Consider the following 23,412-nt stretch of genomic DNA (forward strand, 5'->3'; position numbering starts at 1 on the left):
ACCGGGTGCAGATAGATGCTGTAGACTATCAAGGTGTTTTACATGTCAAATAACACCTCGATGCTTCCGAGTAATAAAGAAAAATCTGTGACTATTTCAAATAACTCTTCAGACGCACACACTACGGGAGCTCGTTCCGTTACCCGCCGCAACCTTACCCGCGGCGCGCTTTGGGCTGTGCCTGCTATTGCCGCATCCACTGCGGTGCCCGCATTCGCTGCTTCGGCTGATGACTGCAAGGCTGTCAAGGGCCCGGACTTCACCCAGGTCGGCGGCTGGATGATTACCAACCCCGCCAGCGGCGCCCTGCAGTCGCGCACCAAGAACAAGCCGGTAACTGCACCGGAGACCGGTCAGGCGTGGTGGTCCATGGAGAATGCGACCTCCCCGAACCCCGCGACGATTCGCCTCATGTCCGTGTACGAGGCGACTCACGGCACCGAGGGCGATCTGAACCTGAACTGTGGCGAGTTCGTGATGACCTACAACGTCTCTGCGCTGGAGGCGACGACCGGCACCACGCACCTGCACCCGTCCATGGACATTTACCTCTTCTCGCCCGAGGGTAAAATCATTGACCGTCAGGTTTTCACGACTGACCCGACCGGCGTGGCAACCGTCATGACCCGTAACGGTAAGACTCAGACCGTTCAGGGTCAGGTTATTCCGTTTGCGTCGAGTGTGAATGACCGGGCGACCGGCATCTCTGCGCGTTTTGCCCTGCGCGGCGATAAGCTCATGGAAGGCATGTACCAGTTCGAGGTGGTCATTACCGTGCCGACGATTCGTGAGAACGGCAAGCTGGATACGAGCAAGCAGGTGAACGCGATTGCGTTTACCCCGCCGACCTTCAACATGGTTTCCTAAACAGCTGTCTTAACTGAATAAAGAAGTAGCCCTCCCGGTATGTACTCATAAGTACTCACCGGGAGGGCTACTTTTATGTGGGCTAGGAGCGGCACGCTGCGCTATAGCTCGCTGTTCTCTAGTTCGGCGGCGTCGTAGCGCTCGCGGGCTTCGAGTACCGCGTGCATATTGTCCTGTGCCCAGTGGCGCAGGGCGGTCATCGGCTCAATGAGGGTCGTACCGAGTGCGGTCAGTTCGTAGTCCACGCGCGGCGGGATGGATGCGGTGACCCGGCGCTCCACCAGGCCGTCGCGTTCCATGGAGCGCAGGGTCTGGGTGAGGACCTTGGGGGAGACGCCCTGAATCATTGCCTTGAGCTCACCGAAGCGGGCGATGGGCTGCTCGGAGAGTGCCGCAACAATGAACGGGGTCCACCGGTCGGTGAGGTGGCGCATGACGGTGCGGGAGGGACAGACGCTGGCGAGAATATTGGCGGGTAGGTCGTCCTGCGGGGTGCGGGTGGTTTCTGCGGTTTCGCGTGCGGGGGAGGTGAGCGTGGTGGTCATAGCTGCTGTCTTCTCTGTCCGTTGAGGGGCTGTTTTGCTGTTTTATGGGGGTGGTGAGGGGGGCGAAAAATATTTTTAAATATTTTTTCGAAGACCCTAATAGTTACCTTGAGGTACCCAGTTTCTAATAGATACTATAAAACCATCAAGCGGAACACCGCAAGAAAAACAGCAGAAACCACTCCGAAAGGAACCCCTCATGAACATCGCAATCATCGGCGCAACCGGCATGGTCGGCGCACGCACCGCAGCAGAAGCAATCTCCCGCGGCCATCGGGTCGACGCCTACACCCGCTCCGGCAAGGCACCCGAAGGCGCTACCGCCCACAGCATCGACCTGGCAGACACCGCGGCACTGGTCGATGTCGTCAACAACCACGACGTCACCATCGTCGCCGTCTCGGCAGGCCGCGGCACCTCCGCGCAGCCGGTCATCGACGCGCACCGCGCACTGATCGCGGCGGCACCTACCGGTCGTCTGCTGGTCGTCGGTGGCGCCGGCTCCCTCGAGGACGGCAACGGCAACCGTTTCGTTGACGGTGAAGGTTTCCCGGAAGAGTACAAGCCCGAGGCGCAGGCATTCTCCCAGATTCTCGACGAGTACCGCGCATCCGAGGGCCTGAACTGGACCATGCTCTCCCCGGCGTTCGAAATCGCACCGGGCGAGCGCACCCGCACGTACAACACCGCACTGGACACCCCCGCAGGTGCTTCCATTAGCGCCGAGGACTTCGCCGTCGCCCTGATTGACGAGGCGGAAGAGCCCAAGCACGCGGGCCGCCGCTTCACTGTCGCTAACTAATCAGTGCCAACTAGTCTGTGCCAACTAGCCAGTGCATCTTCATTACCCGGAACGCCGCATCCGACGGATTAACCCCGCCGGATGCGGCGTTTGCGCGCCTGCTGCTCTTGAGAACCCTCCGGGAGGGGCTCCTGTGCGAAAACCTCAACCTGCTGTATAATCGTTCACCGAGCAAGGGAGTATCCCACCAATCGACTCATCGTCAGCACGTTAGCCGAAGGCGTCTAACCGGTGAATCGAGCCGACCTCCATTCAGGTCGGCGGGAGAGACTTGTGGTCCTGTACGCACACCACAAGAAAGGCTCCCCATGGAAGTTACCGGGTTGCAATGGTTGGTTACTATTCTCATCATCGCGGGTCTGTTGGCCTTCGACTTCGTGTTCCACGTCCGTAAGGCGCACGAACCCACCGTTAAGGAAGCGGCCATTTGGTCGAGTATTTACATCGGCATCGCGTTGCTGTTTGGTCTGTACATTTTCGTGACGAACGGCCCGACCGCCGCCACCGAATTCTACGCAGGCTACATCACCGAAGAAGCACTCTCGGTCGATAACCTCTTCGTCTTCATGATCATTATGGGCACCTTCCGTGTTGCCCGTGAGAATCAGCAGAAGGTCCTGCTCTTCGGTATCGTCTTCGCAATCCTGGCGCGCGGCACCTTCATCTTCGCCGGCGCAGCGATCATCAACTCCTTCGCCTGGGTGTTCTACATCTTCGGCCTGGTCCTGCTCATGACCGCAGGTAACCTGCTCAAGGACGAACTCACCGAAGGCGACGGTGACGACGAAGCCGACAACATCATGGTTCGCCTCGCCAAGAAGTACCTGAAGACCAGCGACCACTTCGACGGCGACAAGCTCTTCACCCTCGAAAACGGCAAGCGCGTCATGACCCCCATGATGCTCGTCATGGTCGCAATCGCGGGCTCCGACCTGCTCTTTGCGCTCGACTCGATTCCCGCGATCTTCGGCCTCACCCAGTCCGTCTACATCGTGTTCACCGCGACCGCGTTCTCCCTCATGGGTCTACGCCAGCTGTACTTCCTGATTGACGGTCTGCTGGACCGCCTCGTCTACCTGTCCTACGGCCTGGCGACCATCCTCGCGTTCATTGGTGTGAAGCTCATCCTGCACGCGATGCACGAGAACAACCTGCCGTTCATTAACCACGGCGAGTCCGTACACGTTGTGGAGATTACCACCGAAATGTCTCTGCTGGTCATCGTGAGTGTCCTGATTATTACCGTGCTCGCCTCGCTGCTCAGCCCCAAGGGCCGCGCGCTGCAGACCATTCAGCGCGTGCAGGCGCTCTCCGAGAAGTACCTGGCACTGCCCGAGGATGCACCCGCTGCCGAGCGTGCGGACATCACCGCCCGCTGGCAGAAGGAAACCGAGAAGCTCAACGCCATTCCCGCCAAGCTGCGTGACGAGCTGATCGAGAAGGAAGACGAATACCACGCCCTCGTGATGCGTGCCCGCACCGCACAGGATGCGCACGCTTCCTCCTCGAAGTAGTAGTTTGAGCTACTGAGCGTGCAGCCTCACCAGGCTAAACGCTAACACTAAAGCCCCTCACACCGGATCAACCGGAGTGAGGGGCTTTAGCTATATCAGAGATATTTCAGAAGAATTACTGGTTGTGAACCTCAGCCAGCATGTTCTTCAGGTGACCCAGAATGGTCAGCGAGTCAGAACCGAAACCGTCGTGGTGGTGGGTCTTCGAAGTCCACACGTGGGTGTTACCGACCCAGCGAGCGGTCTCCATGGAGTGCTCAAAGTCCACGTACACGTCCGGGTTGTACGCCGCAGCCACCACGGGAACCTCGTTCTTGTGCAGCTGTGCGTGGTCGTACAGGCGACCCCAGTCCTTCTTCTCAGCCAGCAGGTTTGCAACCTCAGCCAGCGGACGCAGCGAGGGATCCTCCTCGTAGTACCAGGGGAAGATGTGCTCGCCGGTGAAGAGCAGGCGATCCGCATCCGGTGCGAACTCGGGGCGGGAGGCCGCCACGCGAGCAGCAGACCAGTTGGTCGGCGCGGGGGAGGGGGACAGCTCGTAGCCGGGGATGCCGGGCAGAACGCCGTCGGCGGGGCCGTCAGCGTAAATGGTCTCGTGCATCAGGGCGTACAGCGGGTTCGCCTGGAAGGTCACCTCGGCACCCATAGCGGTCAGGAACTGATCGGACAGGTGGTCGTTACCCTCAGCGAAAGCGGTCTCCAGGAAGTAGTGCAGACCGCGCTCGCGCCAGCGGCCACCCAGGAAGTGACCAGCCATCTGGAAGCGGTGATCGGTCAGACGCTCACCGGTGGGCAGGTACTCCTTGTGGGTGCGCAGGTGCTCAGCGATGCGGGTAGCGAGCTCAGCGTCCTCGGGGAACCAGCTGTAGTACTCCTCGTTACGTTCCTTCATGCGGTCGAAGGTGTGCTGGTAGACGTTGTCCACGGAGGTACGAATCGGCGCCAGGCCCGCGGTGATGCGGCAGTCACGCAGCGACTGCGGTGCGAACGACAGGTAGGACAGGGTCAGGAAGCCACCGAAGGACTGACCAATGGTGGACCAGCGCTTGTCGGCACGGTCAGCCAGCAGCACCTCGCGGACAGCCTCCGCGTCAGCGATGATGGAGTCCGCACGGAACAGCTCAGTGTACTCAGCCTGAACCTGCGCGTCACCCACAGCGGTGATGTTGCGGGCAGACAGCGGGGAAGACATGCCGGTACCGCGCTGATCCAGAAGAACCACGCGGTGAGTCTTCGCCAGCTCAGCAATCCAGCCGCCAATGGAGCCGGTCTTCGGCGAACCGAAACCGGGGCCGCCCTGCAGGTACACAATGTAAGGACGCTTATCAGCCGAAACGGTCAGAGTTTCGTTGGTGCTCACAACCTCGCGGGCGAACACGGTGATGGTCTGGTCTGCGAAACGGGAGGAGAGAGCGGCATCCTTGCCCTTGGAGAAAATCAGACCGTGGGTCAGGGGAACCTGGAACCAGTGGTCGGTAATCTCGTAGCCGTCGTGCTTGACGACCGAACCCTTGCGGTACTCAACCTTGGGAAGCGAAGAAACGGTCAACGGTGAACCTTCTTTCATTCAAATAGATAGATACTCTGTATTCTAGCCCACTATGGGCAACATCGTGGCAGAGCCTCGGGCGGAGTCTCAATCAGAGCCTCTGGCGGAGCCTTAGAACTCGCCCACGCTCAGAATCTTCAGCACCGGGTAACCCGCCTCATCGGATGCCGCCAAATCAACCTCGGCACGAATACCGAAGTCGAAGTTGTCTTCGGGGTCGGCGAAGCTCTGCTGAACCTTCCACACGCCAGGATGCGCGGCGGTGTCCTCATCCATGCTGACCAGGCGAGGCGAGCGCGCGTCGGCGTCCGTGTAGATGTCGTCGTAGGCGTCGAAGTAGTCGTCCATGGCGTCCGCCCAGCGGTCGGCATCCCAGCCGCACCACTCGTCGAGGGCGCCCAGGGCGCGGTCGCGCTCGTCAGCGAAGAGCTCCACACGGCGGAAGAGGGCGTTGCGCACCATCACGCGGAAGGCGCGCAGGTTCTTCGTCACGGCGGGAGGCTCTTCCTCCTCGATGGAGGCGTGCTCGGCTGCAATGGTCGCGGTGTCTTCGCCGGCAGCCAGCTTCTCCCACTCGTCCACCAGGGAGGAGTCGGTCTGGCGCACCAGCTCGCCGAGCCACTCGATAATGTCGTCGAGCTCGTCGGTCACGGCAGAATCGGGGATGGTGTGGCGCAGCGCCTTGTACGCGTCAGAGAGGTAGCGCAGGAGCACGCCCTCGGCACGTTCGAGCGAGTAGTACTGCACGAAGTCGTTGAAGCCCATCGCGCGTTCGTACATGTCACGCACGATCGACTTGGGGCGCGGCTCAAAACGAGCCACCCACGGCGCGGACTGCTTGTAGGTCGTGTACGCCTGATCGATGAGCTCCGCCAGGGGCTGCGGGTAGGTGACCTTGTCGAGCTCGTTCATGCGTTCGGTGTAGTCCACACCGTCCGCCTTCAGCTGTGCCGACAGTTCGTTCTTCGCCTTGCGTTCCTGTGCGTACAGCACCTGGTTCGGCGAATCCAGGGTCGCCTCAATGAGGGAGAGCGCGTCCAGTGCGTAGCTGGGGGATTCGGGGTCGAGCAGTTCCAGTGCGGCGACCGCAAAAGCGGACAGCGGCTGGTTCAGGGCAAAGTTATCCTGTAGATCCTCGGTCAGGCGCAGGTAGGAGCCGTGCTCGTCCGGGGTGTTGGTTCGCTCAATCACACCGCCGGTCAGTAGCTCCTTGTAGATGCCGATTGCCTTGTGCAGCAGCTCGCGGCGGCGCGCGGGGCTCTCGTGGTTCTCCTGAATGATGCGGTACGCGGCAATGACCGGGTTCTCCGGGCGGTGCATCAGGTTCAGCAACATCGAATGGGTGATGTCGAAGGAGGAGGTCAGCGGCTCCGGGGCGGCTTCTACCAGCTGGTCGAAGGTCTTCTCAGACCAGCCAACGAAGCCTTCCGGCGCCTTCTTACGCTTGGAGGACAGCGACTGGTTAATGCGCTTGGTGTCGTCACCGAACTTCGCCTGTGCCTTCGCCAGCAGGCGCGCGTTCTCAATATCGTGCTCGGGTGCCTGAACCACCACGGTGCCAGCGGTATCAAAACCGGCGCGGCCTGCGCGTCCAGCGATCTGGTGGAACTCGCGGGCACGCAGACGGCGGCTACGGGCACCGTCAAACTTCGACAGCGCCGTAATCAGCACGGTACGGATGGGCACGTTAATACCCACACCCAGGGTGTCGGTACCGCAAATCACCTTGAGCAGACCCTCCTGAGCCAGCTGCTCGACCAGGCGGCGGTACTTGGGCAGCATGCCCGCGTGGTGAATACCGATGCCGGCACGCACCAGCTTATTCAATGCCTTACCGAAGCCCGGACCGAAACGGAACTTAGCAATCAGCTCGGAGATGCGTTCCTTATCTTCCTTCGAAGCAATAGCCACCGACAGCAGCGCGTTCGCCTGCTCCAGCGCCGCCTTCTGCGAGAAGTGCACAATGTAGACCGGAGTCTGCTTGGTCTGCACGAGCTCCTGCACCGTCTCCTGAACCGGGGTGGTGGAGTAGTAGAAATGCAGCGGAATGGGACGCTCAGAATGCGCCACCAGGTCACTCTCACGACCGGTCAGCGCCGTCATCTCCTCCTGGAAGCGAGTTGTATCGCCCAGGGTCGCGCTCATCAGCAGGAACTGCGCCTGCGGAAGCTCCAACAGGGGAAGCTGCCACGCCCAGCCGCGCTGCGGGTCGGAGTAGAAGTGGAACTCGTCCATGATGACCTGGCACAGGTCCGCATCCTTACCCTCGCGCAGGGCAATATTGGCGAGAATTTCCGCAGTGCAACAGATAATGGGCGCCTCCGTATTAATGGCGGAGTCGCCGGTAATCATGCCCACGTTCTCGGCACCAAAAATATTGATCAGGTCGAAGAACTTCTCAGATACCAGCGCCTTAATGGGGGCGGTGTAGTAGGAGCGCTGACCGGTCGCCAGGCCCGTAAAATGCGCGGCAACAGCCACAGTGGACTTACCCGAACCGGTCGGGGTTGCCAGCACCACGTTATGTCCGGCGGCAATGCTCAGAACGGCCTCGTCCTGGGCGGGGTACAGGGTCATGCCGCGGGTCGAAATCCACTCGGTGAAGGATTCATAGATTTCTTCGGCGGTGAGGGGGTTGCTCTTAAAATCGCGTCGATTGTAGTCGCCGGGGTTCTCGCCCAGCCCGGGAGAAAGAAAATTCAAAATACTCATGAGGATTCCAGTCTATCGGGAATAACGCGGGCGCGGGGGCGTTATCGTTACGAGGGAACAACTCGGCATGGGCGCGAAGTTGCGTGCTCTAACGCAGGAAAACCTAAAGTTCAGGTAGGGTAGAACAAAGCGCTTTAGGTGCAGCGATGCATAATCCTGCGCTCAGAAGGTCGAAGGTACAGGCTCCACGCTGCAGAGCCCCACACCGTAGGGCTCCATGCCGTATAAATTACCGCCTAGGTTCAAGTCCGCCAATTGATGCCGGCTCATACTGTGCGGTCGATACACGCCCCAAAATACGTTGCATAAAATAACGACACGCTCCACCTAATACACTCTTAGTGTTGCGTGCCACATTGATAAAGGAATAGGGTAAGAGAAAGGAGAGACGTTGAATGACTGAATACAACGCTGACAAGGCACAAGAAAACGCCGCGCGTGAAGAAGCTACGCATGAAGAATCCATGCATAACAAAACCACGCAGGAAAAAGCCGCTCAGAAGAAAACTGCGCAGAAAAAAGCTGCACAGGAAGTAACCGGTAGCGAACAGCGCAAGGCAGAAGAGGAAGCCCTCAAAAAGCGCCTCGCCCTGCGCGTCACCGCACCCGGATACAAATACCCCTGGCACCGCTGGGCAATCCCCGTCCTGGGTGAAACCACCGCGGGTACCGGTGCGATTCTTATCCCCGTCATGGTGGGTCAATTCATCAACCAGCACATCGCCGGCAAAGCCCCCGACGCCTGGCCCATGTTCTGGGTAGTCGTCGCAGCCATCACCTTCATCGTGATCAACGAGTTCTTCGGCTGGGGCACCTCCATGACCCTCAGCGCGGAACTTGGCCGCGACTGGCGCATCTACATCAACCGGCTCATGGGGCGCACCCGCGCTGGCGTAGACTCCGGCGAAGCGGTCACCGTCATGAACAAAGACGTACGCCGCATTACGGACGTCTACTTCTCACTGCCGCTATTCGTCAACGCCATGATCATCGCGACCCTCGGTGCCGTGCAGCTCTGGCTCATCAACCCCGTCACCGCGGTCGTCACCCTCATCGGTACGCTCATCGTGGTCGGCGTGATTGCCTGGTACTCGTCCTTCCTCGAATCGAAGATTGGCGAATACCGCGAAAAGGACGGTGAAGCCTCCTCACGCGCCTCCGATATCGCCACCGGCCTGCGCACCATTGCCGGCCTCGGTGCCGAAGAGCAGATGCGTGAACGCTACCATCGCGGCACCGACGAAGTTTTCGACAGCTACATGCGCTACGAAAAGACGCACCGCTGGATGTACCTCATCCGCGCGCTGCTCGGCGGTGCCGTGACCCTGCTCGGCATCGGCTTCGCTCTCACCGGCCACGTCGAAAACGGCCGCTGGGTATCCGACACGCCTGCCGCGTCCCTGGTGACCGTCGCCTCCATTATCGCGATGATGGGCGGCCCCATCTGGATTACCCAGAACTTCCTCACCGCATGGCGATACGCCAAGATTGCGCTCGCCAAGGTCGCCCGCCTCGAAGGTCACGCGGGCGTACGCCAGGGCGTGCTGAAGAGCCCGCGCACCGACGAGGAAATGGCGCAGCTGGCACACGCCGAACAGGCAGTCGAGGCGAGCACCCTCGAGGTGCCCGTACCCGTCGCCCCCGCCGGTGCAAGCAACCCGCGCATCGTGTACGTCAACCCGCGCGACTACAACCTCACCGCGCAAGACTACGCCGAGGCGCTTGCCCGCACCCTGCGACGCGGGGGAGAGGACCTCAAGGACGCAACCGGTCGCCGCGTGCTGCTGAGCGAACCCAACCCCATGATTTTCGCGGGAACCCTGCAGGAGCACCTGCGCTTGGGCACCGTGCCGAACCCCGACGAGGAGCTGGCACAGGCGAAGGATGAGGAACTGCTGAAGATTACCGACTCCCGCGAAATCGCCTACCGACTGGGCGGACGCAACCCCGAAGACTACTTCGCCGCCCGCATCACCAGCGAAGGCGCGAACCTCTCCGGTGGTCAGCGTCAGCGTCTGGCGCTCGCCCGCGCACTCGCACAGGACGCGCAGGTGCTCATCCTGACCGAGCCGCTGAACTCCGTGGACGAACCCAGCCAGCGCTACATCTACGATGCGATGGAAACCCAGATCGGTAGCGACCGCCTGCCCGTCGGCTACCCCGGCCTGCTACAGGATTTGGAGCAGGTCTACGTTGTCTCCACAACCGCGGAGACGACCCGCCGCATGGAACGCGACGGCTACCCGGAAACCACTCAGTCTGAAACCACTCAGAATCAGGAGGTGAACTAGCATGGCAAAGCAGCTCCCCATCGAAACCCCCGCCTACGTGGCACGCCGCATGTGGAACTACCTCGCGGCGCATAAGGGGCGAGCCCTCTACACCTTCGTCATCTACATGGTCAGTACCCTCATGGGTGCGGTGGTGCCCCTGCAGATTGGTGCCACCGTGGACGACGTGGTGGCGGGCAAGTTCTCCAGCTACCCGTGGCAGCCGATTCTGATTATCCTGGCGGCGTTCATCGTGCAGGCAATAACCCTCATGGTCTCCTCGTACAGCGCGGCGCGACTGGGTGCGCTCGTCACCCGTGACGCCAACCAGGACACCCTCGACGGCACCCTCGACCTGGACGCACGCACCGTGGAAGAAGCCGGCAGCGGCGACCTGCTCACCCGCGTGACCGACGACCTGTCCTCGGCAGCCAAGTCCGTCAGTGAGGACCTGCTCGGCGCGATTTACGTGCTGCTGTACTTCCTGATCTCCACCATCTCGCTAGCGGTTGTGAGCCCGGCTATGGGCCTGATTATGCTACCCATGATTGCCGGTCTTGCCCTCATCATGTCGAAGATGCTGCCGCTCATGGCGGCACGCAACCAGACCACCCAGGAGCGCGTGAGCGACCTCAACAGCGTGCTGACCGAGAACATTCGCGGCACCTCCACGATCCGTGAGCTGGGCGTTCATACCGCCCGCGAAGACGCCTTCGCCGGTGAGAACAAGCGCCAGTTCGCTGCGCAGCTGGGCATGGTGCGCATCCGCCAGCTGTACTTCACCGTGGATGCTATCAACGCCTGGATCCCCACGATTCTGTGTATGCTCTGGGGCGCCGCCTGCGTGGCTCTCGGCTGGGCAAGCTGGGGCGCCGTGGCGACCGCCTCGGTCATGGTTTTCAGCCTGCGAATCCTCGCCGACATGCTGAACCACCACGTCAGCAGCCTGCGCATCATGCTGGTGAACATGGGTCGTGTGTTCGGTGTGGTCTCCCTGGCGAAGAAGCAGCGTGAGGCGCGTGCACAGCACCGTGCCGAAGCGTTCGCCGCCGTATCTGATGAAGCCGTGAAGAACCCGGAGTACGCCATTGACTGCACCGACGTCTCCTACGGCTACTCGCCGGACGCCCTCGTTCTGGAAGGTATCAACCTGAAGATTCGCCGCGGTGAGGCACTTGCCCTGGTGGGTCGTTCCGGTTCGGGTAAGACCACCCTGGCTCGTCTGATTGGCGGTTCGCTGACCGCCCTGGAGGGCACCATCACCGTGATGGGTCGCCCGGTTGGTCACGGCGACTTCCCGACCGATGCCGCCGCCGACGGCCGCCCGCGCCTGCTGGTCTGCACCCAGGAAGCGCATGTCTTCTTCGGCACCCTCGCCGATAACTTTACGGTGGTCGTGCCGGATGCAACCGTCGAGCAGATGGGCGAGGCACTGGACGCTATCGGTGCCCGCTGGTGGCGCGACCTGCCGCAGGGCATGGATACTGTCGTGAGCGGCGCGGATTCGCCGCTGACCCGCGACCAGATTCAGCAGCTGGCGCTGGCACGTATTGTGCTTGCTGACCCGCACGCCGTGATTCTGGACGAGTCCACCACCCAGCTGGAGCTCGCGGACGCAACCGAGTCCCTGAGCGCCGTGCTGGCGAACCGTGCGGTGCTGATCATTTCGCACGATGCGCGTATCGCCTCGCTGGCTGACCGTGCGGTCCTGCTACACGAGGGTAGGATCATTGCGGAGGGTTCACCGGCAGAGATTTTCGCCCTGACCTAAACCCTCTAGCCTAAGCCCGGTTGATATGTCCGGCGATATGCCCGGCTGATAGTGCCCGGTACCGTGTGAAGCGGTGCCGGGCACTACTCGTTTAACGGGTGCTTTGGGGCGGTGGCTTGGGGGAGTGATTGGTGCTGGGATGATGTGTGGATGGGACGCGTTGTGAAGAGCACCGTTGTGAAGGGCGCCGACAAACGAAAATTTCGGAGAGATTCACTGGTCACCCGCAAAACTTTCAGTTACTAAGAATCATTGTGATAACCTGGCAGAGCGATATGGGGTGCCTTGAGACGACTGCGACCCGCTAACCCGCCCAACTGACCGCCCAACGAAGGGCTACGGCACAGCGGACGCACGAAACGGCGTAAGAACACAACACTCAAGGCTGAGAGAATCACCCATTGAACCTGCTCTAGTTCGAACTAGCGAAGGGATTATCGATGATGGCAGAGCAGCCTACCGCGCCCGCGTGCGCACCCACCACCAACCCTGTACCCGGCGCGAGCGCTCCCGGAAACCCCCGGGCACCCCAGACAGCTCGCGTGCCGAGGGTCCTCTCGATTGCGGGAACCGACCCCTCCGGCGGTGCGGGTATTCAGGCGGATCTTAAATCCATTACGGCATCCGGCGGTTACGGCATGTGCGTGACCACCTCACTGGTCGCCCAGAACACCTGCGGGGTCCGTGAAGTGTTCACCCCGCCCCTGGAGTTTTTGACCGCGCAGCTTGCCGCCGTTTTTGATGACGTCACGGTGGACGCCGTGAAAATCGGTATGCTCGGCGACGCGGACACGATCCGCACCGTCCGCACCTGGCTGAGCGAACACCCCGTGCCCGTGGTCGTACTCGACCCGGTCATGATTGCATCCAGCGGTGACCGTCTGCTACAGGCGGAAGCGGAGCAGGCGCTACGCGACCTCGTGCCGCTCGTGGATGTGATTACCCCGAACATTCCGGAGCTCGCTGTGCTCTGCGAGAAGGAACCCGCTCAGACCTTTGATGAGGCGCACGAGCAGGCGGCGAACCTCGCGGCGGCGACCGGAACCACCGTCATTGTGAAGGGCGGCCACCTGTGCGGTCAGGACGCCGGTAACACCGCGGTCTTCCCGGACGGCACCTGCGCGCACGTGCGCACCCCGCGTCTGGACAGCCGCAATACGCACGGCACCGGATGCTCCCTGTCCTCCTCGCTGGCAACCCGCCTGGGCGTGGAGCTACTGCAGCACGCGGAGGCCGCAGAGCCTGCCGCAGACCAGAAGAACACTCTGACCAGCGACGATACCCACCGTGCCCTGCAGTGGAGCACCCGCTGGCTCCACGAGTCCATTGCCGCAGGTGCCGGTTTGCAGGTCGGTTCCGGTGAGGGTCACGGCCCGGTGGATCACGCCGCCCGTGCCCGCCGTCTGGAGGCTGCAGCCTCCGCCTACCCGTGGCATCACCTGCTCGCCACTACCGACTCTGAGGGCAACGCTCTTGATGGCACCAGCCCGGAGCGACTGCTGCCGGTCAGCCCCGTATCCGCCGGTGAAGCCGTCGTAAAGCCCGCCGGCCCCTGGACCGCCGCGCTCTGGGCTGCGGGAGGCGAAACCTGGCGCCAGATTCTGGACTTGCCCTTCGTGCGTGCCCTCGGCGACGGCACCCTCGACGAGGACCTGTTCTCCTTCTACCTGGACCAGGACGCCCTCTACCTGCGCGACTATTCGCGTGCGCTCGCGACCCTTTCGGCGCGTGCCGACACCGCTGAGGCGCAGGTGCACTGGGCGGCTGGCGCGCACGAGGCGATTGCCGCCGAATCGCAGCTGCACGAGGGCTGGTTGGCGAACCGCGCACGCCTGGGTGGGCCTTCGCCCGTTACGATGGGGTACACGAATTTCCTGCGCGCCTCCGCCGCCGGTGATGATTACGTGGTCGGCGCAGCCGCTATCTTGCCCTGCTACTGGCTGTACGAAGAGGTGGGCGCCGTGCTCTCCTCGCAGAACCACGCGGACCACCCGTACGCGGAGTGGTTGAGCCTGTACGGTGGCGAGGAGTTTGCCGCGGATGTGGCGCGTAGCCTCGAGGAGGTGGAGCGTGCGTTTGAGGCGGCTTCACCGGCTCAGCGTGTCCGCGCAGCGCGGGCGTACCTGTCGGCGTGCGTGTATGAGCGTGAGTTCTTCGACCAGGCTCACCGGGCACTGCGCTAGCTAACTTGCGCTCCGTTGAGGAGTTGAGGTTAGGGCTCGCGCGGGGTTCGGTTCACCGGTGGTTTAGGCGCCGATTTTTGGGCCGAATACCGCCCCGGCATGGCGCGAGATGGGTGATTGATGCTTCACTCAAACTGCCGCCGGTTCGGGTGTTGTGCCGGTTATGCTTAAGGCGTCGGTGAAAACCGTTTGCGGCAGGATTCCGGCCCTCACCCAACTGGCTGATGTACCTGCCGCGCCCGCACCTCTACGGCGTGTAACCGACCAGTTTGGCCCGTCGCAACCACCTCATCCAACCCCCGCGGCGGGCCAAACGCCTTCCTTCCCAGTTTTCGGGGCTTCGTTTGAAAGCGTGTGGCGTGTAAATCCCGCATAGAAATATCCCGTGCAGATACTCTCATCTGCACGGGATATTTTGCTGTTCTGTTTTCTGCTCTGCCCTCGTCTATAGCCGCAGATTGGGTGAATCTTATGCGCCCTGGTTCTCACGAACCTCTTTCTTTTCCGCCTGGTAGCCGAAGCAGAACGCAGCGCCCGCGATCAGCGCCGCCAACCAGATGGAAAATACGCCAAACCATCGGGTGACAAGCGCCATGAGAATCACGCCAGCTATGAAAGAGGCGACTACGAGAGAGTAATCAATGGCTTTGAGCAGAGCCGTACGGCGCTGTGCCTTCGCCTCATTTTTTGTGTCTCCGTCGGGGGTTTTCCGCGTGAGGTACAGCGAACCGGCGGTGTACCAGGCACTGAGCATTTTGCGCCAGTTGCCGCTGGTCATGAAGAGCGAAAAGGGGTTTTCGCCAATGCGTGTATCCGCGAGGGCGTGAATCATCAGACCGACGGTGAACGCCAGCGCGCCCACCTGAAAGCTATTGCTCAGAGTTCTATCCATGAAGGGTACCGCGAAGCAGACCAGAAGGAACGGCAGGAGTGTGCCGATGCGCCAGTGTCTCATCCGGGCACGTTGACCGAGTAGATCATGAATGAAATGCCCTGCCAGATACCCGAAGCTGAAAAGAATAACGGAGAGCCAGCGCAGGTGCACCACATGCGGTGCGTCACGGTGCAGATCGGCGATGAGCAGAATAAAGTTACCGGTCTGTGTGGCGACGAGGGCCTCGTAGCGCATGTGCGAGAAGACGTCTACCGCGCCGCCCAGGGAAGCGAGGAGTAGCGCCATGATGCGCCCGTAGCGGCGAGGCGCGGGAATACGTCCAAGAGTCTCGCGGAGGTGGTGAAGCATGCGACCGCCCTCATCTGTCGGTAGTAGGTTCTGAAGACCCAGCCGGCGGGGCCTTCCAGTTCCATGCTACGGCATGGGGGGGCGGCGGTATAGAGAACAGGGGAGGAGCCCCGCGGGCCGGCCGCCGTTAAAGCGTAGGCCCCGAGCAGCTATCTGCTCGGGGCCTACGTACTATTCGGTTTTTAGCTTAGGAGGAGTAGCCTACTTGCTCTCGCCCTTGAGCGCACCCACGAGGGGGCCGATGACGTCCATGGGCAGCGGGAAGACCACGGTCGAGTTCTGGTCGGCGCCCAGCTCCAGCAGGGTCTGCAGGTAACGCAGCTGCAGGGAGGCGGGGGACTGGCTCAGAATGTCGGATGCTTCCTTCAGCTCGCTCGAGGCCTCCAGCTCACCGCGTGCCGAAATGATCTTTGCGCGGCGCTCACGCTCAGCCTCAGCCTCGCGAGCCATGGCACGCTGCATAGCCTCGGGAATCTCAACGTCCTTAATTTCGACGAGCTCCACCTGAATACCCCACGGCTCGGTGCGCGAACCGATGATGGAACGCAGGTCCTCGTTCAGGTCCTCGCGGTGTGCGAGCAGGGTGTCCAGGTCAACACGACCGAGCAGGGAACGCAGGGTGGTCTGTGCAATCTGGCTGGTGGCAATCGGGTAGTTCTCAACCTCAAGCACGGCATTCTTGGCGTTGGTCACGCGGAAGAGGACCACGGCGTTCACGCGGGCGGGAACGTTGTCCTTGGTGATGACTTCCTGCGGGGGAATGGTCAGGGTGATAACACGCATATCAACGCGCTGCAGGGAGTCAACGAGGGGGAAGACGACGTTCAGGCCGGGCTTCAGCTCCGAACGCAGGTGACCGAAGCGGAAAGAGACGCCACGCTCGTATTCGGGGATGACGCGGAACATACGAATCAGAATAAAAAGAACAATGACGGCAACTGGGATGAGGATAGTTGCCAAAGTGACGGGATCCATGGTTTTCCTTCACAAATATTGGGGGAGGACGGTATGTGTGCCCACCTGCCCGCGCCTCGTACGGTGCAGGTAGTAGGGGGTGCCCGGTTACCGGGCTGTGTGTGGGGGGGGGAGTTTAGGGAGGGGAATTTTCCGTCCCGGCGCACCTCGCGGCGGTCGGTGCTTTAGCGGCACCCCGCAAGGAAAACTCAAAAGAGGAATAAAAGAGAATTCCATGCAGGGTGGCCGCCGAAGCTAACAGACGGGACCAATCGACCGGTCAGCCGCCGGAACGGAAAAACTTGTGCAGCGCTACTTCTTCGCCATCTGCTCTGCCAGCTTTTCAGCAGCCTCAACCTCAGCCAGGTTCTGCTCCTGCAGGACCTCGTTCGTGGTCTTGTGCAGTCGCTTAACCGAGGTGCCGGTACCGCTCCATGCGGGGCGGTCCGGGTCGAGGGCAGAGGTACGAACCGGCAGGGTTGCATCCGCAATCATCTGCTTGCGGGTCTGCTCGGTACGGCGCTTACGCTCATTCGACACGCCACCCCACTTTGCCGCGAAACGGTCCATCTTCACGTTCACCGATTCGTCAGCGGTGGATGCGTGAATATGCTTCGGATCGTTCTCGAAGTTCGCGGGGGAACGCATGAGCTTCACAGCCAGCGGGTAGGTCAGCGACAGGCAGACCACCGCGGCGGCACCCTCCACCAGAAGCTCCAGCGGGGAGTGCCAGACGATGGCGGCACCAATCAGGATGACCACACCCAGCAGCGAGACAGCAACCGCCAGCCCGCGGTGGAAACGACCCGACTCGGAGTAGGGCCATTCGTCCACTTCGCGGGTGAGCTCGCGGCCGTTCGCCGAGACGGTGCAGCTGTCCTTAATCGGGCAGGTGTTGCACACGCTGGGCTTGGCGCGGTAACGCATCACTCGGTTATCCGAGTCGAATGCGGTCGCCCACAGCCACTGGTCTTCGGGGCAGAGCCACGCGTCGCTCTCTTGGTGGTAGGTGAACCCGAAGGTTCGCGCTGCCACCATGCGCTGGCTGGTGCGCTTGGCGAGAATATCGAAGCCCCAACCCACGGCGACCAGGCCGAGCGCGTACACGCAGGCCAGCCACACGAGGAAAGAAACTCCAGCAATCTGCTCAGGCATGGTTAGCCTCGACGATCGCTACGGTAGGGGCTGGTCTGCTCGGGCAGCTCCTCGGCAGCCTTAGCGCCGGCGAACTCTGCGATGCGAGCGTCCTCAACCACCTCGTACAGCGGCGGTTCGGGCAGCTCCAGGACGGTTTCCTTAGCGTTCTTGGAGAAGATCTCCTTGATACCCAGCAGAGCCAGCTTAATCAGCGGGATAATGCCGACCAGGAAGATGACGTCACCGGGCATGCGCATCCAACCCATCACGGCGGAAGCGCCGTCGTGGATGAACGCGAAGGAACGAGCCTCGTAGTAGCCTTCACCCACGGACTTGTACAGCTGAGCAATACCCAGCGGCAGCAGCGAGATGAAGGACATCCACAGCAGACCAATGTTCAGGGTCCAGAAGGAGAACTTCAGACCCTTCTCAGGCCACTTGTCCTCAGGGATCAGGTAGCGCAGACCAAACACCGCGAACGCGATCGCGAGCATACCGTACACACCCATCATGGATGCGTGTGCGTGGTTTGCGGTCAGTGCCGTACCAATCTCGAAGTAGGACACGATCGGCAGGTTAATCAGGAAGCCGAACACACCTGCGCCGAGGAAGTTCCAGAAGCCCACAGCAATCAGGAACATAACAGCCCAACGGTGCGGGAAAGGCTTGGTGCGGTTGGAGTACTGGCGAGCACCCAGCTGCATGAAGCCCCATGCCTCAACGGTCAGGAAGGTCAGCGGGATAACCTCAGCTGCGGAGAAGAACGCACCGAATGCCATCTGCTCGGAGGGGGTACCGACGAAGTAGGTGTGGTGCAGAGTACCGATCACACCACCGACGGAGTAGAGCACGGCGTCCATCATGATGATGGCGATTGCGATGCGCTCGCGGACCACGCCGAGCAGCACGAAGATGTACGCCACCATCACGGTGGTGAACAGTTCGAGGAAGTCCTCCACCCAGAGGTGAACCACCCAGAATCGCCAGAACTCGGCGACGGTCACGTGGGTACGCTGACCTGCGAGCAGGCCAACTGCGTAGAACATGGGGATGGCGAGGCCGGAGAAGAGGAACAGCCACGGCAGGGAGGTCTTCTTCGAGCCCTTCAGACGGGAGGAGAGGGTACGCCAGACGATGACGATCCAGATGAACATACCCGCGGTGAGCAGGATCTGGAAGAATCGCGGCAGGTCCAGGAACTCCCACTGCTGCGAGAAGAAGCCGGTGAGTTCCTTGGGGATGAGGCCCTTCTGAGAGAACCATTCGTTCAGCAGCGAGCCGAGGACCACGAAGACCACGGCGCCGATGAGAACGTAGGTGAGCAGGCCCTGCTTCTTGGGTTCGCGGCGGGTAATCAGCGGGGCGATGAAGATACCGCCCGCCAGGAACGCGCCTGCGGTCCAGAAGAGGGAGAGCTGAAGGTGCCAGGTTCGGGATACCGTGTAGGGCAGCAACTGGCCCATGTCGATACCGAAGAATCCGGTGAGTTCTTCACGGTAGTGCTCGGTGAGCGCACCCACCAGAGCCTGCAGCAGGAACAGCACCAGGATCGTTGCGAAGAGCAGGCAGGCTGCCTTCTGCGAGGGGGTCAGGCGAACTTCGTCGGGCTGGCGGAAGTCGAGGACGGGTGCCTCTTCCGCGTGCCAGCCGATTGCGCGGGACCAGCGGCCGTAGATGGCGAACATCAGACCGGTACCACCAATGAGGGCAATCAGGGAGAGTGCCGACCAGACCATCAGATCCGCGGTGGGCTTGTTGTCCACGTTGGGTTCGGAGGGCCAGTTGTTGGTGTAGGAGTAGGGCTGGTCGGGGCGGTCAGCCGCCGATGCCCATGCGGTCCAGCCGAAGAATGCGACGAGGTCGTGCAGTTCTTCGTCGTTCTTAATGGCGTCGGGGAACAGGCCCTGCGAGGTGTCACCCTTCATCAGGGTTTCGCGGTAGTGCTTGAGCATGAGCTGGTAGCCCTTGGTCTCACCAGCGGACCAGGTGATGGTCTTAGTCTGCTCGTCGTACTTGTTCTCCTTGCGCCACTCGTTCTTCACGAGCTCGCGGGGGTCCTGCTTGCCCTGCTCACGGTACTCCTTGACGGCAGCATCGGTGGTCAGGCGCAGGTATTCTGCAGTGTAGTCGGGGCCGAGGTAGGCACCGTGGCCCAGGACGGAGCCGTACTGCTGCAGACCGCGTCCCTGGAAGAGTTCCTGACCGTGCAGGATCTGTTCTTGGGTTGCGATGGTTTTGCCGTCATTGCCGACAATTTTGTCGGGTAGCGGCATGGAGAGTGCGTAGGTGCGCATTGCAAGGACTGCCATGATGGTGAAGCCCAGGAGCATCACAAACGCAACAGCCTGTACCCAGCCTTTTCCGGCATAGGCACCGACCGTGTCTGAGCGGCGGGCAATCTTTGCTGCCTCCGCACGCGAGACGGGTTTTGTAGCCATAGTGTATGTCTCCAGTGTGCGTGGAATTTTTAGGTGGAGTGGTTCCGACGCACATCCGCTGGAGGGGCGGCTCACTATGTTCAGGGTGAATCGTCCTTGAGGGAGGTGCGACAGCCCACCCTTGTTTCATTTTTGCATATTAAATGCGTATTTATAAAACTTTGCTGACGTAGCGTCATAATGTGACACGGCTATTTGACGGGGAAATCTGCAATCACAAGGCGGAAAACCTGAAATATTACGTTGAGGTTGAACCCTTAGCTTCCGTGGCTACTTACCCGCCTGCAACGGGGAAGGAGGCGGTGGGGCGAAAGTCGCGCAGGCCCCCTCAATCGGGACTTCTACTCGGGCCTCTACTCGGGCTCCTACCGGGGCTTTCGCTGAATTCGTTGGCGGGAGGCGCATCCCAGCATGTGGAAGGGGAGCGCGACACGCCGCACCCTTCTGTACCGGGGTGTGGAATAATAAAACCCGACGCTACTAAACACAGTACAAATTTTTGCGGTACAGATTATTGCAGTACAGATTTTGTGCTCTTTGGCGGCGTATATTCAGAAGGGGTCACTCACCCCGCATCCACGGCGGGTCGCCGCCACAGCCCGCAATCTATCGGCACCTCAGGAGAGTTCACGTGCTTCTCTACAAATCCACCCAGAAAGCAATCACCGGAATCCTGCGCACCGTCTTCCGCGCCCGCGTGACCGGACTCGAAAACTTTCCCGCCACCGGCCCGGTAATTGTCGCCTCCAACCACCTGTCTTTCCTGGACTCCATCATTATTTCCGCCATGATGCCGCGCCGCGTGGCGTTCCTCGCCAAAGCGGAGTACGTGAACACCCCCGGCACGTGCGGCAAGATGATGAAGGCATTCTTCGAAGCCGTGGACATCATTCCCGTGAACCGCTCCGACCGCTCCGAGTCGCTCAAGGCACTCGACATCGCCTTGGAGAAGCTGCAGGAGGGTAAGGTCTTCGGCATTTACCCCGAGGGCACCCGCTCCCGCGATGGCTACCTGTACCGCGGCAAGATTGGTGTGGCGTGGCTGGCGCACATGACCGGCGCGCCCGTCGTTCCGGTCGGCCTGATTGGCACCGACCGCCTGCAGAAGCCCGGTTCGAACATGATTTACCCGCGCCGCTTCACGATTCGTGTGGGCAAGCCGCTCTACTTTGAGAAGACCGGCGAGAAGATGACCGGCAAGCAGCGCCGCGTCACCACCGACGCGATTATGGACGAGATTGCTCAGCTGTCCGGTCAGGCGCGAAAGCACGAATACAACGTTTCGCCCTCAGCCGCACGTGACGCAGGCTAGGGCACACGCCGCCTATACCGCGTAGACTTAAACCGCGCATCCACGCATGGGACCCCGCATTGGGGTGTTCCGTGTAGGATGCGCGGTTTGTCGTCTGTGAGCGCCTGAGATGCCCCCCCGGCAGCCCAGTAGAGAGCCCCAGCAGAGCGAGGAGAAAGTACCCATGGCAGAGCCTTCCAGCTACCGCCCCGCCCCCGGCGAAATCCCCACCGACCCGGGCGTTTACCGTTTTCGCGATGCCGACGGCCGCGTCATCTATGTGGGTAAGGCGAAGAACCTGCGCAACCGCCTCAACAGCTATTTTGCGTCGCCGCAGACGCTGAGCCCGAAGACCTATGCGATGGTGCATACGGCGGCGAGTGTGGAGTGGACCGTGGTGGCGAGCGAGATGGAGTCGCTGCAGCTCGAGTACACCTGGATTAAGGAGTTTTCGCCGCGCTTCAACATTGCGTTCCGCGACGATAAGTCGTACCCGTACCTGGCGATTACGGTCAATGACGTGTACCCGCGCGCGATGGTGACTCGCGGTGAGCGCCGTAAGGGCGTGCGCTATTTTGGGCCCTATTCGCAGGCGTGGGCGATTCGTGAAACCCTGGATGCGCTGCTGCGCGTGTTCCCGGTGCGTACCTGCACGAACGGCGTGTTTAATCGCGCGAAGAATAGCGGCCGCCCGTGCCTGCTCGGCTATATCGATAAGTGTGCGGCGCCGTGCGTGGGCAAGATTAGCCCCGAGGAGCACCGCGAGTTGGCGCGCGGTCTGACCCGGTTCATGGCGGGTGGCGCTGAGAAGCATATCGCCCAGCTGACCGCGGAAATGAAGGAAGCCGCCGCCCAGATGGACTTTGAGCGTGCCGCGATTCTTCGTGACGATATTGCCGCGCTGACTAAGGCGTTTGAGCGTAACGCGGTGGTGCTTGGTGCGACCGTGGACGCCGACTTGTTCGCCTACGCGGAGGACGACCTGGAGGCGTCCGTTCAGGTGTTCTTCGTGCGCGGCGGCAGGATTCGCGGCCAGCGCGGCTGGATTGTGGAGAAGGTCAACGACAGCACCGACGCGCAGCTTATTGAGCAGCTGATCGCGCAGGTGTACAGCGATATTGCGGCGAGCCTCGCCTCCCAGAAGGACGCCGAGAAGAGCCTGAACAGCTACGATATTCCGCGTTCCGTGCTCGTGCCGGTGGAGCCCGAGAATAAGGAGCAGCTGGCGTCCTGGCTGGCGGAGGTGCGCGGCGGTCCCGTGGAGATTAGCGTCCCGCAGCGCGGCGACAAAGCAGAACTCATGAAGACGGTCGCCGAGAACGCGCGCCAGTCGCTGACCCTGCACAAGAGTCGCCGTGCGGGCGATTTGACCACCCGCAGCGCCTCCCTCGTGGAGCTGCAGGAGGCGCTGGAACTGCCGGACCCGCTGCTGCGCATCGAGTGCTACGACATTTCGCATGTGCAGGGCACGAACGTGGTCGCGTCCATGGTCGTCTTTGAAGACGGCATGCCCGCGAAGAACGCCTACCGCACCTACAGCATTACCGGTGACGCCGCGCGTGACGATACCGCCAGCATGTACGACGTCATTACGCGCCGCTTCAAGAGGCACCTGGCGCAGCAGGCGGAACGTGAAGCAACCCCCGTGCACTCCGGCGAGATTGACGCCTCCACGCCCGAGCCTGCGAAGTTCGCCTACCCGCCGAACCTGGTGCTCGTGGACGGTGGCCCGCCTCAGGTGGCTGCCGCCTCCGCCGCGCTGAGCGACCTGGGCATTACGGACGTGTACGTTGCCGGCATCGCTAAGCGCCTGGAGGAGCTGTGGCTGCCGGACGACGACTACCCGGTCGTGCTGCCGCGCACCTCGCAGGCGCTGTACCTGGTGCAGCGCATCCGCGATGAGGCGCACCGTTTCGCTATCACCTTCCACCGTTCCAAGCGTGGTAAGGCGATGGTCGCCTCCGCCCTGGATGAGGTGCCCGGTCTGGGCGAGGTGAAGCGTTCCGCGCTGATCAAGCATTTCGGGTCGGTGGCTCAGATTAAGCAGGCGAGCGCTGAGGAGCTGACGGCGGTGCCGGGTATTGGCCCGGCGTTGGCTCAGAAGATTCTGGCGGCGCTGACCTAATCCTCTGGCTG

15 protein-coding genes and 1 riboswitch are annotated in these 23,412 nt (G+C 61.5%); of the genes, 8 read left to right on the forward strand and 7 right to left on the reverse strand.

Features of this window, described 5'->3' with window-relative positions:
* Window positions 1-87: 87 nt before the first annotated feature.
* The gene (locus HMPREF2682_RS01285) at window positions 88-867 is read left to right on the forward strand and encodes an ornithinee aminotransferase (RefSeq protein ID WP_246827230.1); all 780 of its coding nucleotides are present in this window, start codon (window positions 88-90) and stop codon (window positions 865-867) included.
* Between the two features lie 101 nt (window positions 868-968).
* Here the strand turns inward: HMPREF2682_RS01285 and HMPREF2682_RS01290 are convergent, their stop codons facing one another.
* A complete protein-coding gene (locus tag HMPREF2682_RS01290) occupies window positions 969-1,412 on the reverse strand; it encodes a winged helix-turn-helix transcriptional regulator (RefSeq protein ID WP_070830695.1) in 444 nt (147 codons plus the stop codon).
* Window positions 1,413-1,611: 199 nt separating this feature from the next.
* On the opposite strand from HMPREF2682_RS01290, the gene HMPREF2682_RS01295 reads away from it, so the two are divergent.
* Together HMPREF2682_RS01295 and HMPREF2682_RS01300 are read left to right on the forward strand one after the other, a co-directional pair.
* Window positions 1,612-2,214 (forward strand): NAD(P)-dependent oxidoreductase, encoded by a 603-nt coding sequence (locus HMPREF2682_RS01295; protein ID WP_070830697.1) that lies wholly within the window; start codon window positions 1,612-1,614, stop codon window positions 2,212-2,214.
* 308 nt (window positions 2,215-2,522) lie between these two features.
* Window positions 2,523-3,728, forward strand: coding sequence for a TerC family protein (locus HMPREF2682_RS01300; protein ID WP_070830699.1), 1,206 nt, complete (start codon window positions 2,523-2,525; stop codon window positions 3,726-3,728).
* A gap of 115 nt (window positions 3,729-3,843) precedes the next feature.
* On the opposite strand, the gene HMPREF2682_RS01305 is transcribed toward HMPREF2682_RS01300, so the two are convergent.
* Both HMPREF2682_RS01305 and HMPREF2682_RS01310 read right to left on the reverse strand, forming a co-directional pair.
* Window positions 3,844-5,295, reverse strand: a complete 1,452-nt coding sequence (locus HMPREF2682_RS01305) for an alpha/beta fold hydrolase (RefSeq protein WP_070830701.1) — start codon at window positions 5,293-5,295, stop codon at window positions 3,844-3,846.
* Window positions 5,296-5,388: 93 nt separating this feature from the next.
* Entirely contained in the window at window positions 5,389-7,989 is a 2,601-nt protein-coding gene (locus tag HMPREF2682_RS01310; RefSeq protein WP_070830703.1) for a DEAD/DEAH box helicase, read from the reverse strand.
* Window positions 7,990-8,384: 395 nt separating this feature from the next.
* On the opposite strand from HMPREF2682_RS01310, the gene HMPREF2682_RS01315 reads away from it, so the two are divergent.
* The 3 genes from HMPREF2682_RS01315 (at window position 8,385) to HMPREF2682_RS01325 (ending at window position 14,213) form a co-directional block, all read left to right on the forward strand.
* Window positions 8,385-10,280 carry an ABC transporter transmembrane domain-containing protein gene (locus tag HMPREF2682_RS01315; RefSeq protein ID WP_070830705.1) on the forward strand — a complete coding sequence of 632 codons (1,896 nt, stop codon included), beginning with the start codon at window positions 8,385-8,387 and terminating at the stop codon, window positions 10,278-10,280.
* A 1-nt stretch (window position 10,281) separates the two neighbouring features.
* Window positions 10,282-12,030 (forward strand): ABC transporter ATP-binding protein, encoded by a 1,749-nt coding sequence (locus HMPREF2682_RS01320; protein ID WP_070830707.1) that lies wholly within the window; start codon window positions 10,282-10,284, stop codon window positions 12,028-12,030.
* A gap of 266 nt (window positions 12,031-12,296) precedes the next feature.
* A riboswitch (TPP riboswitch) is annotated at window positions 12,297-12,482 on the forward strand.
* Entirely contained in the window at window positions 12,471-14,213 is a 1,743-nt protein-coding gene (locus HMPREF2682_RS01325) for a bifunctional hydroxymethylpyrimidine kinase/phosphomethylpyrimidine kinase (protein WP_083321743.1), read from the forward strand. Its footprint overlaps the riboswitch before it by 12 nt.
* Before the next feature lie 469 nt (window positions 14,214-14,682).
* Here HMPREF2682_RS01325 and HMPREF2682_RS01330 read toward each other — a convergent pair whose 3' ends face one another.
* From HMPREF2682_RS01330 to HMPREF2682_RS01345, 4 genes are all read right to left on the reverse strand, one after another.
* Entirely contained in the window at window positions 14,683-15,456 is a 774-nt protein-coding gene (locus HMPREF2682_RS01330) for a YoaK family protein (protein WP_070830709.1), read from the reverse strand.
* Window positions 15,457-15,657: 201 nt separating this feature from the next.
* Window positions 15,658-16,431 carry a slipin family protein gene (locus HMPREF2682_RS01335; RefSeq protein ID WP_005509141.1) on the reverse strand — a complete coding sequence of 258 codons (774 nt, stop codon included), beginning with the start codon at window positions 16,429-16,431 and terminating at the stop codon, window positions 15,658-15,660.
* Window positions 16,432-16,722: 291 nt separating this feature from the next.
* On the reverse strand, window positions 16,723-17,565 hold the full coding sequence (locus tag HMPREF2682_RS01340) for a transposase (protein WP_005509140.1): 843 nt from the start codon (window positions 17,563-17,565) through the stop codon (window positions 16,723-16,725).
* Window positions 17,566-17,567: 2 nt separating this feature from the next.
* Window positions 17,568-19,985, reverse strand: coding sequence for a nitric-oxide reductase large subunit (locus tag HMPREF2682_RS01345; RefSeq protein WP_070616315.1), 2,418 nt, complete (start codon window positions 19,983-19,985; stop codon window positions 17,568-17,570).
* A gap of 631 nt (window positions 19,986-20,616) precedes the next feature.
* Here HMPREF2682_RS01345 and HMPREF2682_RS01350 point away from each other — a divergent pair.
* Together HMPREF2682_RS01350 and uvrC are read left to right on the forward strand one after the other, a co-directional pair.
* Window positions 20,617-21,297 carry a lysophospholipid acyltransferase family protein gene (locus HMPREF2682_RS01350; protein WP_070830711.1) on the forward strand — a complete coding sequence of 227 codons (681 nt, stop codon included), beginning with the start codon at window positions 20,617-20,619 and terminating at the stop codon, window positions 21,295-21,297.
* Between the two features lie 163 nt (window positions 21,298-21,460).
* Window positions 21,461-23,401, forward strand: a complete 1,941-nt coding sequence (gene uvrC / locus HMPREF2682_RS01355) for an excinuclease ABC subunit UvrC (RefSeq protein WP_070830713.1) — start codon at window positions 21,461-21,463, stop codon at window positions 23,399-23,401.
* The last annotated feature ends 11 nt before the right edge of the window (window positions 23,402-23,412 follow it).

Origin of the sequence: Rothia sp. HMSC061D12 (assembly GCF_001836735.1) — a bacterium.
In the GTDB taxonomy this organism is placed as follows: domain Bacteria; phylum Actinomycetota; class Actinomycetes; order Actinomycetales; family Micrococcaceae; genus Rothia.